The organism is Micromonospora radicis (genome assembly GCF_003583405.1).
GTDB classification, from domain to species: Bacteria; Actinomycetota; Actinomycetes; order Mycobacteriales; family Micromonosporaceae; genus Micromonospora; species Micromonospora radicis.
In genome coordinates this window covers 212028-226672 of sequence record NZ_QXEC01000002.1, presented here as the reverse complement: position 1 = coordinate 226672, position 14645 = coordinate 212028, and the positions used below count along the sequence as shown (strand labels likewise).

Here is a 14645-nt window from a genome sequence, read left to right as displayed (position 1 = left end):
CGGACCGCCGTCGGCCGCCTGGCCGACTCGGTCGCGCCGACCTGGTCCATGTCTCAACTCACCGCCGGGACGAAGATCACGAGCAGCAGGTACGCGGTCGGCACGGCGAACAGCACCGAGTCCAGCCGGTCCATCAGGCCGCCGTGCCCGGGCAGCAGGTTGCTCATGTCCTTCACGCCGAGATCCCGCTTGATCATGGATTCGGCGAGGTCACCGAGGATCGCGGCGGCCGACACCGCCACCCCGAACACGGCACCCCACCACGGTGCGACGTCGAACAGCAGCCAGAGCAGCAGGGCGCTGCCCAGCGCCGCGGCGCCCACCGAGCCCGCCAGCCCCTCCCAGGACTTCTTCGGGCTGATCGTCGGTGCCATCGGATGCTTGCCGAAGTTCGCGCCGGCCGCGTACCCGCCGGTGTCGGAGAGCACCACGGCGACCAGGGTCACCAGCACCCGTAACGCCCCGTCCTCGGGAGACGACGCGAGCAGCGCGGCGAAGCCGCCGAGGAACGGCACGTACACCGCGATCAGGGTGGCCGCGGTCATGTCCCGCCGGAGGTTGGCGGTACCGTCGCCGAGCCGCCAGACCAGCGTGCCCGCGACCGTGACCAGCAGGCCGAGCAGGAGTGCGTCCAGTCCACCGAACCAGGCGATGGTGACCGTCAGGACCCCGCCGACGACCAGCGGGATCAGCGGCACCACGGCGCCCGCGCGTCGCACCGCGCGGGACATCTCCCAGATGCCCACGCCGAAGGCGGCGGCGAGCACCAGTAGGAAGGCCGGAGTGTAGAGGAAGAGCGGGAGCAGGACCGCGGCGCCGAGGCACACCCCGACCGAGATGGCCGCCGGCAGGTCCCGCCCGCCGCGGCCCGGTTTCCCGCCGGGCGGGCGACCGGCGCCGGCGCGCCGTCGACCCCGGTGCCGTTTGCCGGGTGACTGCTCGTCGTGCTCCGGCTCGTCGTCGGTACGCACCGGCGCGATCTGCGCGGTCGGTGCGTCCTCGTGGTCGAGGCTGGGGCGTACCGGCTCCAGTTGGGTGGTGGGGGCGTCCTCGTGGTCGAGGCCGGGCCGGCGGTCCGGGCCGGTCGGGAAACGTTCCCGCCAGCCGTCGTCGTACCGGTCGCGGCGCTCCTCGCCGGGGCCGCCCTCGTACCCGCCGCCCTCGGGGTGCCGGGCGTACGGCCGCTCGGTCGGCGGATGGAGCCGGGCCTGCGGCTCGGCGTGCAGCTCAGCGCCGGGGTGTGCGTCGCGGGCCCACGGACCGGGTTCGAGTTGCGGTTCGGGCCAGGGCAGCGGGGCCGACCGGTCCGGGCGGTCCCAGCCGCGGGCCTCGGCGCCACCGTAGGGGTCGAGGTGGGACATCACGCACCAGGTGTGAGCGGTACGAGATCCACCACTTGACGCACAACCACTACCATCCCCTACCCGCGCGAGGCGCTCCGTCTGATTTGCCGGCCGGTCGGCCGGCCGATCCCCACCGTTCACCGCCGGGTCGCCGGGAATCGTGCCGAGCCTACTGCACCTGGCCGCCCGGCAGGACGTACCACCAGCGGCCCACACACCGGACCGCGTTGATCATGAAGTTATTACCGCGCCGGGCCGGCGAGGGAACAACAACTTCATGATCAACGCGGTGGGGCCGGAGGGTTTAGACCTCCAGAAGTTCGGTTTCCTTGTGCTTGACGAGCTCGTCGACGTGCGCGACGTAGCGCTGGGTCAGGTCGTCCAGTTCCTTCTCCGCACGCCGGCCGTCGTCCTCGCCGACCTCGCCGTCCTTGACCAGCCGGTCCAGCTCTTCCTTGCCCTTGCGGCGGATGTTGCGGATGGCGACCTTCGCCTCCTCACCCTTGTGCCGGGCCACCTTGATCATGTCGCGGCGGCGCTCCTCGGTCATCTGCGGGAGCAGGATGCGCAGCTGGTTGCCCTCGTTGTTCGGGTTGACCCCGAGGTCCGAGTCGCGGATCGCCTTCTCCATGGCGTTGATCTGCGAGTTGTCGTACGGCTTGATGATGGCCATCCGCGGTTCGGGGATGCCCACCGACGCCATCTGGGTCAGCGGCGTCGGGCTGCCGTAGTAGTCGATGATGATCTTGGAGAACATGGCCGGAGTGGCGCGACCGGTACGGATCGCACCGAACTCCTCCTTGGCGTGCTCGACCGCACGCTCCATCTTCTCCTCGGCCTCGAGGAGGGTGTCGTCGATCACCGCTCTCCTCGCCTCCTTCTTGTGCTCGTCGTGGGGCTTGTCCGGTCACCGGGACCGCCGGGTTCGGATCGACGGTCGGCTCAGGTGGTGATCAGCGTGCCGATCTTCTCGCCGCCGACCGCCCGGACGATGGTGTCGTCGCCCTGCGCACCGAAGACCAGCATCGGCAGGCCGTTCTCCATGCAGAGGCTGAAGGCCGCGGCGTCGGCCACCCGGAGGTTGCGGCGCAACACCTCGGAGAAGGTGATCGAGTCGAACTTGCTCGCCGACGGGTCGATCCGGGGGTCGGCCGTGTAGACGCCGTCGACGCCGTTCTTGCTCATCAGCACCACGTCGGCGTGGATCTCCAACGCACGCTGCGCAGCCACCGTGTCGGTGGAGAAGTACGGCATGCCCGCCCCGGCGCCGAAGATGACCACCCGGCCCTTCTCCAGGTGCCGGATCGCGCGCAACGGGATGTACGGCTCGGCGACCTGGGCCATCGTGATGGCGCTCTGCACCCGGGTCTCGATGCCCTCCTTCTCCAGGAAGTCCTGCAACGCGAGGCAGTTCATCACGGTGCCGAGCATGCCCATGTAGTCCGCCCGGGCCCGGTCCATGCCGCGCTTCTGCAGCTCGGCGCCACGGAAGAAGTTGCCGCCACCGACCACCACGGAAACCTGGACCCCGCGCCGTACCACCGTGGCGATCTGCCGGGCGATTGCCTGCACGACATCCGGGTCGACGCCGATCGCGCCGCCGCCGAAGACCTCACCGGAGAGCTTCAGCACCACCCGCCGGGACCGGCCGGGCGGCGGCGCCGTCGGATCGTCCACCGCCAGCGTCCGGTCACTCACAACCTGCGTCATCCGCCCGTCCTTCCCCCACCGGCGCACCGGGTGTGCAACTGCCGTTGCCGACCTTATGGGACGAGGAGGCCGCGGTGTGCGTCGCGTACACCGGCGGCCTCCTCGTCGTGTCGTTGCTCAGCCCACGGGCGCAGCGCGCCCGGGGAGGCTCAGGCCTGACCGACCTCGAACCGCACGAAGCGGGTGACCTCGATGCCGGCCTCCGCCAACACCTGCTTCACGGTCTTCTTGTTGTCGGTGACCGAGGACTGCTCCAGCAGCACGAAGTCCTTGAAGAAGGAGTTCACCCGGCCCTCGACGATCTTCGGCAGCGCCGCCTCGGGCTTGTTCTCCTCGCGGGCGGTCTGCTCGGCGATCCGCCGCTCGGACTCGACGACCTCGGCCGGCACCTCGTCCCGGGTGAGGTACTGCGGGCGCATCGCGGCGATCTGCATGGCAGCGCCACGGGCGTCGGCGTCGGCGGCCTCGTCGGTCTTGCCGGCGTACTGCACCAGCACGCCGACCGCCGGGGGCAGATCCTGTGCCTTGCGGTGCAGGTAGACCGCGACCGTGCCGTCCAGCTTGGCGAAGCGGTTCAGCACCAGCTTCTCGCCGATCTTGGCCGACTGCTCCTGGACCAGGTCGGCGACCGGACGGCCGTCGATCTCACTGGCCAGCAGTTCCTCGGCGTTGCTCGCGCCGGAGCGCTCGCCGTGCTCGACCAGCTGCTGGGCCAGCGCGATGAACGCGTCGTTCTTGGCGACGAAGTCGGTCTCGCAGTTGAGCTCGAGCAGGGCCTGGCCGCTGTGGGCGATCAGCCCGTTGGCGGCGGTACGACCGGCGCGCTTGCCGACATCCTTGGCGCCCTTGACGCGCAGGATCTCGACGGCCTTGTCGAAGTCGCCCTCGGCCTCGGTCAGGGCCTTCTTGCTGTCCATCATGCCGGCGCCGGTCAGATCGCGGAGCTTCTTGACGTCCGCGGCGGTGATCTGGGACATGGCTCTCTCTTCGGTGTTGAGATTGCGATGGGATGGTCTGAGGTACCGGGTACCCGGATCCGGGGGGTTCGTGCCCGGCCTGGCCACCGCCGGCCACCCTCAGCGAACTGACGGTGGCCCGACGGCGGCGGGGGTCACTGCCCGGAAACGGCGGCCGGCTGCTCGACGGCCGGCTGCTCGACGGCCGGCTGCTCGACGGCCGGCTGCTCGTCAGCCTTCTTCGGCTCCTCGAGCAGCTCGCGCTCCCACTCGGCCAGCGGCTCGTCGGTGGCGACACCCGCCTCCGGCTTCTCGTCGCCACCCCGGCGACGGCCGGAGCGGGCGATCAGACCGTCGGCCACCGCGGCGGCGACGACCCGGGTCAGCAGCTCGGCCGAGCGGATCGCGTCGTCGTTGCCCGGGATCGGGAAGTCGACCTCGTCCGGGTCGCAGTTGGTGTCGAGCACGGCGATCACCGGGATGCCCAGCTTGCGGGCCTCGTCGACGGCGATGTGCTCCTTCTTGGTGTCGACCACCCAGACCGCGGCCGGGAGCTTCTGCATGTCCCGCAGACCGCCCAGGGTGCGGGACAGCTTGATCTTCTCGCGGGAAAGCTGCAGGGTCTCCTTCTTGGTGTAGCCGGCGGCGGTGCCGCTGAGGTCACCGAGGGCCTCCAGCTCCTTCATCCGCTGCAGCCGCTTGTACACCGTCTGGAAGTTGGTCAGCATGCCACCGAGCCAGCGGTGGTTGACGTACGGCTGGCCGACCCGCGTCGCCTGCTCGGCGATCGCCTCCTGGGCCTGCTTCTTGGTGCCGACGAAGAGGATGCTGCCGCCCTCGGCCACCGTGTTGCGCACGAACTCGTACGCCTTCTCGATGTAGTCGAGGGTCTGGCGCAGGTCGATGATGTAGATACCGTTGCGCTCGGTGAAGATGAAGCGCTTCATCTTCGGGTTCCAGCGCCGGGTCTGGTGCCCGAAGTGAACACCACTCTCCAGCAGCTGACGCATGGTCACGACGGCCATGGTTCGTACTCCTTGCGGTCCCTGGTTGTCGCGCCCGGCCGGCGGCCGGGCGTCCTGGTGCCCGGTCGTCGGCCATGGTCGGCCCGATGAAGATCGGGACCAGGGAGGCCGCCGCCCCACGACGATTCGTGAAGAGGGCACGCGAGGTCGACCGCGCGAGGCGGTCGCCAGTCGACCAGTGTACGCCCCTCCCCCGCCGCCCCACCCCCGGGTGCAGGGAAGGGCACCCGTTCAACGCCTCGTGTCGAGGAAGGTGCCCTTGTCGGCAGCTGCCGCGCGCCGTCGGAGGCCGGACCCGGCCCCGACGGCCGGTGGCTCAGCCGGCGGCCAGTGCCGCCGCGAAGAACAGCGCCAGCCCGACGGTCAGGTACGCCGTCGGCGGGCGCAACCAGCCCCGCGCCCCGTCGGTCAGCGAGAACCCGGTGGTCCGCAGCCCGTACAGGCCGGCCGCGAAGATCGGCAGTCCGGCGACCAGGAAGGTACCCACCAGTACGTCGGCGGCGGAGACCGGATCCGCGGTCGCCCCGTGCAGCAGCACCCGCAACGCCGGCACCTCGAAGATCACGACCAGCGCCACGAACAGCACGGCGAGCACCGGCCGCCGCGTCCGGTAGACACCGTCGCCGGCCGGCAACCCCGCAGGTACGCCCGGCGCCTGGTACCCGACCTCACCGGCGGCCTGCTGGTACCCGACCTCGCCGGTCGGCGGGTCACCGCGGTGTGCCACCGGTGGCATCGGCCCGGTCGGCTGCTCCAGCGGGTTCACCGCGTCCGTCGCCCGCTTCGCCTCGACGATCGGGTAACCGGCCAGCGGCGCGGGTCGGGTCGGGTCGGCCAACGACGGATCCCCGCCCACCGGCCGGCTCACCTCCCGCGCCGCCCGGCGCCCCGGACGCTCGGCGGGCAGCTCACCCGAGACCTCCGGATCAGCCGATTCGGCCCGGCGGGCGCGTGATGCCCGGTACCGCTCGGTCTCCGCGGGAATGTCCCCCAACGGATCCGTGCCGCCGAAGCGCCGCGTCGCGGTGTTGTACCGGTCGTCGTCGTCGACCCGCTGCTCGGGGAGCGCCCGCGGCTCGTCGTCCCGGTACCGTGCCTCCCCCGCGCCACGCCATTCGGGATCGCGGTAACCACTGTCGCGTTCACCCGGATACCAGCGCGACTCCGGGTCGTCGGCAAAGCTACGTCGTCCATCCACGCCCGGCACCGTATGCGACCGGCCGGACAGTCTCGATCGGGGCCCCGCCCCTGGCCAGGGGCGGGAGAGGCAATTCGACCAGGTACGCAGAGTAAGGACCGGATTGGCCGGGCACCCTTCCGCGGGCAGCGGACCGCGACGAAGCCCGTAGCACACCGAGGGCATGATCGTCCGTCTGTCCACAGCCCTCCGGTTGTCCACAGCTCGCCGCCGCGGGGGTCGCCGCGTCGCCACCTCGCCGGGCAGGGTGCCGACCATGACCAAGCGGAACCGGGCGGTCGGCGGCTACGGGGAACGATGCGCCGTCCGACATCTGATCGAGGCCGGGCTGCGTCCGGTGGCCCAGAACTGGCGCTGCGCCTCCGGAGAGATCGACATCATCGCCTGGGACGGCCCGGTGCTCGCCATCTGCGAGGTGAAGACGCGCCGCAACCAGGACTTCGGCACCCCGGCCGAGGCCGTGGTGCCGCGCAAGGCGCACCGGCTGCGCCGGCTCGCCGCCGCATGGCTGGCAACCACCGGCACCACCGCCGACGAGGTTCGCTTCGACGTCATCTCGGTGCTGCTGCCGAGCACCGGCCGGGCCCACGTCGAGCACCTCAAGGGGGCGTTCTGATGAGTTACGCCCGGGTGCTCTGCGTCGGCCTGGTCGGGATGACCGGCCAGCTGGTGGAGGTGGAGGCCGACCTCTCGCCCGGCCTGCCCGGGGTGGTCATCACCGGCCTGCCGGACACCGCCCTGCACGAGGCGCGGGACCGGGTCCGTGCCGCGGTGGTGAACTCGGGCCAGCGGTGGCCCAACCGCCGGATCACCCTCAACCTGCTACCGGCCACCCTGCCCAAGTTCGGTTCGGCGTTCGACCTCGCGATCGCGGCGGCCCTGCTCGGCGGCTCCGGCGAGTTGCCACTGGCCCCGTTGGACGGCGTGGTGCTCCTCGGCGAGTTGGGCCTGGACGGCACGGTGCGGCCGGTCCGGGGCGTACTGCCGATGGTCGCCGCGGCGGCGAAGGCCGGCATCCGGCGGGTGATCGTCCCGGCCCCGAACAGCGCCGAGGCGGCGGTCGTGCCCGGCCTGCGGGTACGCGGCGTGGACACCCTGCACCGGCTGGTCGCGTTCGTCCGTGACGGCGCGCCACTGATGGATCCGCCGGCCCGCGTCCCGGCACCGACCGGGCCCGGCACCGACCTTGCCGAGGTGGCCGGGCAGGGGCTCGGTCGACGGGCCCTGGAGGTAGCGGCCGCCGGCGGTCACCACCTGGCACTGATCGGGCCGCCGGGCGCCGGCAAGACGATGCTCGCCGAACGGCTGCCCTCGATCCTGCCGGAGCTGGACGATACCGCCGCGCTGGAGGTGACCGCGCTGCACTCGATCGCCGGCCTGCTGCCGGCCGACGGCGGGCTGCTCCGTCGCCCACCGTTCCAGGCCCCGCACCACACCGCGACCGTGCCCTCCCTCGTCGGCGGCGGATCGGGCCTGGCCCGGCCCGGATCGATCTCCCTGGCCCACCGTGGGGTGCTCTTCCTGGACGAGGCGCCGGAGTTCGGCAAGGCCGCCCTGGAGGCGTTGCGCCAGCCGTTGGAACACGGCCGGGTGCTGCTGACCCGCAGCCGAGGTACCGCCGAGTACCCCGCCCGGGCCCAACTGGTGATGGCCGCCAATCCATGCCCGTGTGCGAACCCGGCCGGCGACGACCGCTGCGAGTGCCCACCGCTGACCCGACGCCGCTACCTCGGACGGCTCTCCGGCCCGTTGCTCGACCGGATCGACCTGCAGGTCCGGCTGTCTCCGATGCGCGCGGCCGAGCTGATGGCCTCCGTCGCGCCCGAGCCCTCCGCGGTGGTGGCCGCCCGGGTGGTCGCCGCCCGTTCGGCGGCGGCGACCCGCTGGTCGCCCCTGGGCCGGCGACTCAACGCCGAGATACCCGGCCCGGCGTTACGCCAGTCACCGTGGCGACTGCCCGCCGAGGACACCGCCGAGCTTCGGGCCCGGCTCGACGCCGGTTCGCTCTCCGCCCGCGGCTTCGACCGGGTCGTCCGGCTCGCCTGGACGATCGCCGATCTGGACGGGCGGGACCGGCCGGACAAGCAGGACGTCGCCGAGGCCATCCAGCTCAGGACAGGAGAGGGCATGTGAGCACGTACGACGAGACGACGCTGGCCCGGGTGGCGCTGACCTGGCTGGCCGAGCCGGGTACCCGCTCGGTGTGGAAGCTGGCCGCCGAACTCGGCCCGGCGGCCGCGCTGGACCTGCTGCTCGACGGCGGTGCGCCGGAGCAGGGGCTGCGCGACAGTGTGGCGGCGCGTGGCCAGGCCGGTGCCGCCCGGGCGATCGCCACCGAGGCGCTGAAACGCGCCGACCGGCTCGGGGCCCGCGTCGTGGTACCCGGAGACGACGAGTGGCCCGGCACGGTCGAGCAGCTACGCCACCTGCGGCTGCCCGCGCCGCGCCGCCGGGTCGACGTGGAAACCGCGCCGCCGCTCTGCTTCTGGGTACGCGGGCCGTGGCCGCTGGCCGAGACGCTGGAACGGTCGGTGGCGGTGGTCGGCGCCCGGGCCGCCACCCCGTACGGCCTGCATGTCGCCACCGAGCTGGGATACGGCCTGGCCGACCGGGAGTGGACGGTCGTCTCCGGTGGTGCCTTCGGCATCGACGCCGCCGCACACCGGGGGGCGTTGAGCGCGGGTGGTCGGACCGTCGCGGTGCTCGCCTGCGGGGTTGATCGACCGTACCCGATGGGTAACACCGCGCTGTTCGACCGGATCGCCGACGTCGGGCTGCTGGTCAGCGAGTGGCCTCCCGGCGCCGAACCACTCCGACCGCGTTTCCTGATCCGCAACCGGGTGATCGCGGCCGGCACCAGGGGCACCGTGCTGGTGGAGGCGGCGGCGCGCAGCGGCGCGACGCAGACCACCAGACGGGCGCTCGCCCTGCACCGGCCGACCATGGTGGTGCCCGGCCCGGTCACCTCGGCGATGTCCGTCGGCGCGCACGAGCTACTGCGCGACGAGCCGGACGCGCGGCTGGTGACCGGTCTGGCCCAGGTGTTGGAGGAGGTGGGCCGGATCGGTGAGCTGGCACCGGTGCCACGCGGTCCGGACCGCCCCGTCGACCTGCTCGACGACGACGCGCGGGCACTGGTGGAGGCGATGCCCCGACGTGGCACGGTCGACGTGGACGACCTCGCCGCGCGGGCCGGTCTGGCGGTGCGTACGGTGCTGCGCAAGATGTCCCTGCTGGAGGAGTTGGCCCTGGTGGTACGCCGCGAGGACGGCTACGCCCTGGCCGCCGCGGCGTACCGGCCCCACGTTCCCCGTTGACCCGGCCCGCGGTCGTAGGCTGTCACCCGTGCGGGGCACGGAGGACCGGGACGCCCGCGGCACCCGGGCGACGCACGCGGCGCTGCCGGGGCCGCTGCGCGACGCCGTGGACGCCTTCGCCGACCACCTCGCCTCGGTCCGCGACCGCTCGGCGCACACCGTGCGGGCGTACGTCGGCGACCTGGTGTCCCTCATGGACCATGCCCACCGGATGGGCTGCGCCGAGGTGGCCGACCTGAGCCTCGACACGGTACGCAGTTGGTTGGCCAGGCTGCGGACGATGGGAGCGGCCCGCTCCTCGCTGGCCCGGCGCGCGGCGGCGGCCCGCACGTTCAGTGCCTGGGCGCACCGTAATGGTCTGCTCCCCACCGACGTGGCCGCCACGCTGGCCAGCCCTCGCCCGCGGCGGACCCTGCCCACCGTGCTCCGCCCCGACCAGGCCGCACTACTTGTCGCGGCCCCGGCCCGCGTCCCGACCGACCAGCCCGACTACGAAGCGGCAGCCAGCGATGCAGCCGGAGCCAACGGAGCGGCAGAAGCCGACGGCACAGCAGAAGCCGACGACGACGCAACGGAAGCCAGCGGTGCAGCAGGGGCCGACGACGCGACGGAGGCCGACCGCGACGCGGCCGCCGGCGGTGGCGTCCGGGATCGGGGCGGTGAGGGCCCGCGCGACCGGGTGGCGGAGGCGGTGCTGTTGCGTGACCGGGCGCTGTTGGAGTTGCTCTACGGCACCGGCGTTCGGGTCAGCGAGGCGTGCGGCATCGACCTCGCCGACGTCGACCACGGCCGGCGGGTGGTCCGGGTACGCGGCAAGGGTGGGCGGGAACGAACCGTGCCGTACGGCGTGCCCGCCCAGCGGGCGCTCGACGAGTGGCTGCACCGCGGGCGACCGGTGTTGGTGGTACCCGGTTCGCGCGACGCCCTGCTGCTCGGTGCGCGGGGTGGCCGGTTGAATCCGACCACCGCTCGCCGGATCGTCGGCAGCTACGCCGCCGCTGCCGGGCTGCCCCACACCGGGCCACACGCGCTGCGCCACTCGGCGGCGACCCATCTCCTCGAAGGCGGCGCGGACCTGCGCGCGGTACAGGAGTTCCTCGGCCACTCCTCGCTGGCCAGCACACAGGTCTACACCCACGTCTCCATCGAACGCCTACGCACCACCTACCACCGGTCCCATCCCCGCGCCTGAACCCCTGCTGTCGATCTCGGTACGCGACGGCCCCTGCGAGGGCGGCTTCGCACCAAGATCTACGAGGCGGGTTCACGGACGAGCGGGGCGGGCGGGAGCTGGGCGACGTTACGATCAGCCGGTGAGCGTCCCGCCGCCGCCCGACCCGATCGCGGGCGCCCGTCTGCTCTTCTCCCTGGATCCGGCGGTCAGCCACCTCAACCACGGCTCGTTCGGCGCGGTTCCGATCGTCGCGCAGCGGGCCCAGCAGCGGCTGCGCGACGAGATGGAGGCCGACCCGCTGCGCTTCTTCACCCAGGGCCTGGTCGACCGGGTGGCCCACGCGCGCCGACACCTGGCCGGCTTCCTCGGCGCCGACCCGGACGGGGCCGCCCTGACCACGAACGCCACCACCGGCGTGGCGGTGGTGTTGCAGTCCCTCGGGCTGCGCCCGGGCGACGAAGTGCTCACCACCGACCACGGCTACGGCGCGGTCGAGTTCTCGGTGCACCGCGAGTGCCGCCGTACGGGCGCCACGCACCGGGTCCTGCCGGTGCCGCTGGCCGCCACCGCCGAGGAGATCGTGCAACTCGTCCGGTCGGGGCTGCGTCCGGGGCGGACCCGACTGCTCGTCGTCGACCAGCTCACCTCGGCCACGGCGAAGCTGTTCCCGGTCGCCGCCATCGTCGGCGTGGCCCGGGAACATGGCGTGTCGGTGCTGGTCGACGCGGCGCACGCGCCCGGCATGCTGCCAGCGACCGTGCGGAGCATCGGCGCCGACTTCTGGGTGGGCAACCTGCACAAGTGGGGGTACGCCCCACGCGGCACCGCGATCCTCGCGGTCGCTCCACAGTGGCGGGAGCGGATCGAGCCGTTGGTGGTCTCGTGGGAGCAGGAGGCGGGCTTCCCCGGCCGGTTGGAGTGGCAGGCCACCGCGGACTACACCCCGTGGCTGAGCGCGCCGGTGGGGCTCTACACATTGCGTACGCTGGGTGTCGACCAGGTCCGGGCGCACAACGCGGCACTGGCCGCGTACGGCCAGCGGGTGCTGGGGGACGCGCTCGGCGTGCCGCCGGCCGACCTGCCCGCCCCCGGCGGACCCTCGGTCGCCATGCGGATCGTCCCGTTGCCCGCGGGGCTGGCCAGCACCGTCGACGCGGCACGGGCGCTACAGACCCGGATCGCCGAGCGGCTGGCCACCCAGGTCGCGATCACCAGCTGGAACGGGCGGGGTTGGCTGCGGCTCTGCGGCCAGGTCTACAACTCGGCCGAGGAGTACGACCGGCTCGCCGTCCGGCTGCCCGCCCTGCTCGACCAGCGTTGACCCCACCGGTCCACGGCTCGAACTCGGCCAGTGGCAGGAGACGGACCCGGCCGAGACCGAGCAGGGCCAGCGGATCGAGGTACTCCGGCCCGTGCCGCAACCCCCAGTGCAGGCAGGCCGCACCGGGACAACCGGCATGGCCGGCGAGCAGGTCACCCAGGGCCGTACCGGCCGACACCTCGGCACCGACGGTGACCACCGGCTGAACCGGCTCGTAGGTGGTGCGCAGCCCGTCGGCGTGCCCCACGGTCACCACCGGCCGTCCGGCGACCGGGCCGGCGAACAGCACCGTCCCGGCACCGGCCGCCCGGATCGCCGCCCCTGCCGGGGCGAGCAGGTCGACACCCCGGTGGCCGGGAAGCCACGGCTGCGGCGGTGGATCGAAGCGGCGTACCGGATCCGGCCGGCCGTCCACCGGCCACCGGAACACCCCCGCCGCGGCCCTCGTCGGCAACACAACCCCCGCCGCCGGCCAGTACTTCCCGACGGGTGACGGCAGCCCGGCCGATGACGGCGGCTCTGCCGGTCGAGGCGTCGACGGGAGCACCAGGGCGGCCGTCGTCAGCAACAGGAGCAGATGTCGTCGCATGACGGCGATCGTCACCGGTCCGCAGCGTGCTCGCCGCCCCGGGAGGCTCACCTGTGGACGGTGCGACGTCCTGTGGACAACGCCCGGATGAACGAATGATCTGCTATGCGTCGACCGGCCGCGCGGGGCTGAGCCAGGCCGCGCGGGGCTGAGCCAGGCCGCGCGGGGCTGAGCCAGGCCGCGCGGGGCTGATGGGGTACCGACGGGACCAGTGTGGACGAGCGGGTGGGGGTCCGCCTCCGCTACCGGCCTGACCGGGTACGGGTCAGGCGCCGCCGAAACCGGAGTCCGCGGGGAGGGAGATGTCGGGCTTCTCCAACTCCTCGACGTTGACGTCCTTGAACGTCATCACCCGGACGTTCTTGACGAACCGGGCCGGACGGTACATGTCCCACACCCAGGCGTCGTGCATCTCGACCTCGAAGTAGACCTCGCCGTCGGAGTTGCGCACGTGCAGGTCGACCTGGTTGGCCAGGTAGAACCGTCGTTCCGTCTCCACCACGTAGGAGAACTGACGGACGATGTCGCGGTACTCCCGGTAGAGCTGCAGCTCCATCTCGGTCTCGTACTTCTCGAGGTCTTCCGCGCTCATCGCACTCCGCCTTCCATGACCACATCTTCCCCCACCGGCGCCGGAGGCCGAGGCTGCTCGCCCAACGCCACGCCGACGGTACCCCCTGCGGAGCCTGAGCGCTCCATCGGCTCGTCCCGGGTTGCCTCGACCGGCCGCCGAGAGCGCGGTGGGCGGCCGTCCAGCCCGGAGAGGGTGGCCACGTTGACGTAGGAGAACCGGTGCTCCCGGCACGGCCCGTGCGCACGCAGTGCCGCGGTGTGCTCCGCGGTGATGTACCCCTTGTGCTCGGCGAAGCCGTAGCCGGGATGCGCGGCGTCCAGATCCACCATGATCCGGTCCCGGGTGACCTTGGCCAACACGCTGGCCGCGGCCACGCAGGCGGCCACCCGGTCGCCCTTCCACACGGCCAGTCCGGGCACGTCCAGCCCGTCGACGCCGAAGCCGTCGGTCAACACGTACTCCGGCCGAACGGTCAACAAGGCCAGCGCCCGGCGCATCGCGGCGAGGTTGCACACGTGCAGCCCGCGGGCGTCGACCTCCTCGGCCGGGATGACCACCACGGCGTACGCCAGGGCACGCGCGACGACCTCGTCGTACACCCGCTCCCGGCTCGCCGGGGTGAGCAGCTTGGAGTCGGCCAGCCCGTCGATCTCGCCGCGCCGCCCCTCGGGCAGTACCGCCGCCGCGGCCACCAGCGGCCCGGCACAGGCACCGCGGCCCGCCTCGTCGGCACCGGCGACGTACCGGAAGCCACGCCGCTGGAGGGCCCTTTCCAGGGCGTACAGTCCCGCCTCGCGGCGTACCACGGTGCGCGGTGGGGTCAGCATGTCGGGTCTCCGGCCACCGTCGGGTTGTTGTCTCCCAGCGTCAGATCGTCGACCACCGCCGAGCGCTCGGACAGCGGCAGGTTGCCGGCCGCCGGGATGTCCACCAGCGCCGAACGGTCGGCCAGCGCGCGGGCCAGGACCGCCGGCAGGTCCGGCGGGTAGCAGCGTTCCCCGGTGGCGCCCAGTTCCCGCGTCGACCACCAGCGGTGGCCGTCGACGCTGCCCCGTTCGATCTCGGAGAAGCCGGTCGTGTCGACCTCGTGCGCCGCCACCCGCACCAGGAAGAACCGCTGTTCCTGGCGGTACCACACGCCGTCGAAGGTGAACTCCGTCAGGTCGGCGTGGACCGGCTCACCGAACGCCGCCGCGGTCAGCCGCAACCCGGTCTCCTCCGCCAGCTCACGCGCCGCGCACTCGGCGTACGTCTCGCCCGGGTCGAGCCCGCCGCCGGGGGTGAACCACCAGCGTCCGCCCTCGGGACGCGCCGGGTCGAAGCCGCGGAAGAGCAGCAACCGGTCGGCCGCGTCGACCAGGAGCACGCGGGCGGCACGCCGCGCGGTGTAGTGCCTCACCGCACCAGACTGCCAGACGCCGGTGACCACGCCCACGGC

Annotated in this window: 15 protein-coding genes; 5 read left to right on the top strand and 10 right to left on the bottom strand. The window is 72.7% G+C overall.

Annotated elements, in window-relative coordinates; translation table 11 throughout:
- Positions 1–53: 53 nt before the first annotated feature.
- The 6 genes from D2L64_RS03705 to D2L64_RS03680 all read right to left on the bottom strand — a co-directional run bounded on the left by D2L64_RS03705 (position 54) and on the right by D2L64_RS03680 (position 6232).
- Positions 54–1361 (bottom strand): phosphatidate cytidylyltransferase, encoded by a 1308-nt coding sequence (locus D2L64_RS03705; RefSeq protein WP_119573136.1) that lies wholly within the window; start codon positions 1359–1361, stop codon positions 54–56.
- 286 nt (positions 1362–1647) lie between these two features.
- Positions 1648–2205: a ribosome recycling factor gene (gene frr / locus D2L64_RS03700; protein WP_119573135.1), complete on the bottom strand. Its 558-nt coding sequence runs from the start codon at positions 2203–2205 to the stop codon at positions 1648–1650.
- Positions 2206–2285: 80 nt separating this feature from the next.
- Positions 2286–3053 (bottom strand): UMP kinase, encoded by a 768-nt coding sequence (gene pyrH / locus D2L64_RS03695; protein WP_119573133.1) that lies wholly within the window; start codon positions 3051–3053, stop codon positions 2286–2288.
- Positions 3054–3202: 149 nt separating this feature from the next.
- Positions 3203–4030, bottom strand: a complete 828-nt coding sequence (tsf, locus tag D2L64_RS03690; RefSeq protein ID WP_119573131.1) for a translation elongation factor Ts — start codon at positions 4028–4030, stop codon at positions 3203–3205.
- Between the two features lie 134 nt (positions 4031–4164).
- Positions 4165–5034 (bottom strand): 30S ribosomal protein S2, encoded by an 870-nt coding sequence (gene rpsB / locus D2L64_RS03685; protein ID WP_119573129.1) that lies wholly within the window; start codon positions 5032–5034, stop codon positions 4165–4167.
- Positions 5035–5350: 316 nt separating this feature from the next.
- Entirely contained in the window at positions 5351–6232 is an 882-nt protein-coding gene (locus D2L64_RS03680) for a hypothetical protein (RefSeq protein WP_233558739.1), read from the bottom strand.
- Between the two features lie 256 nt (positions 6233–6488).
- Between D2L64_RS03680 and D2L64_RS03675 the strand changes: the two genes are divergently transcribed.
- The 5 genes from D2L64_RS03675 to D2L64_RS03655 all read left to right on the top strand — a co-directional run bounded on the left by D2L64_RS03675 (position 6489) and on the right by D2L64_RS03655 (position 12044).
- On the top strand, positions 6489–6848 hold the full coding sequence (locus tag D2L64_RS03675) for a YraN family protein (RefSeq protein WP_119573125.1): 360 nt from the start codon (positions 6489–6491) through the stop codon (positions 6846–6848).
- Positions 6848–8365, top strand: a complete 1518-nt coding sequence (locus D2L64_RS03670; protein ID WP_119573124.1) for a YifB family Mg chelatase-like AAA ATPase — start codon at positions 6848–6850, stop codon at positions 8363–8365. Before D2L64_RS03675 ends, D2L64_RS03670 begins: the two co-directional genes overlap by 1 nt.
- Entirely contained in the window at positions 8275–9549 is a 1275-nt protein-coding gene (locus D2L64_RS03665) for a DNA-processing protein DprA (RefSeq protein WP_407663054.1), read from the top strand. Before D2L64_RS03670 ends, D2L64_RS03665 begins: the two co-directional genes overlap by 91 nt.
- Before the next feature lie 28 nt (positions 9550–9577).
- Positions 9578–10741, top strand: a complete 1164-nt coding sequence (locus D2L64_RS03660) for a tyrosine recombinase XerC (RefSeq protein ID WP_119573119.1) — start codon at positions 9578–9580, stop codon at positions 10739–10741.
- Between the two features lie 121 nt (positions 10742–10862).
- Entirely contained in the window at positions 10863–12044 is a 1182-nt protein-coding gene (locus D2L64_RS03655) for an aminotransferase class V-fold PLP-dependent enzyme (RefSeq protein ID WP_119573117.1), read from the top strand.
- On the opposite strand, the gene D2L64_RS03650 is transcribed toward D2L64_RS03655, so the two are convergent.
- The 4 genes from D2L64_RS03650 to D2L64_RS03635 all read right to left on the bottom strand — a co-directional run bounded on the left by D2L64_RS03650 (position 11932) and on the right by D2L64_RS03635 (position 14606).
- Positions 11932–12633: a peptidoglycan DD-metalloendopeptidase family protein gene (locus tag D2L64_RS03650; RefSeq protein ID WP_119573453.1), complete on the bottom strand. Its 702-nt coding sequence runs from the start codon at positions 12631–12633 to the stop codon at positions 11932–11934. The genes D2L64_RS03655 and D2L64_RS03650 overlap by 113 nt on opposite strands.
- A gap of 265 nt (positions 12634–12898) precedes the next feature.
- The gene (locus D2L64_RS03645; RefSeq protein ID WP_119573115.1) at positions 12899–13225 is read right to left on the bottom strand and encodes a DUF2469 domain-containing protein; all 327 of its coding nucleotides are present in this window, start codon (positions 13223–13225) and stop codon (positions 12899–12901) included.
- Positions 13222–14034 (bottom strand): ribonuclease HII, encoded by an 813-nt coding sequence (locus tag D2L64_RS03640; protein ID WP_119573113.1) that lies wholly within the window; start codon positions 14032–14034, stop codon positions 13222–13224. The genes D2L64_RS03645 and D2L64_RS03640 overlap by 4 nt, the downstream gene beginning before the upstream one ends.
- Positions 14028–14606 carry an NUDIX hydrolase gene (locus D2L64_RS03635; protein ID WP_119573452.1) on the bottom strand — a complete coding sequence of 193 codons (579 nt, stop codon included), beginning with the start codon at positions 14604–14606 and terminating at the stop codon, positions 14028–14030. Before D2L64_RS03635 ends, D2L64_RS03640 begins: the two co-directional genes overlap by 7 nt.
- Positions 14607–14645: the final 39 nt, after the last annotated feature.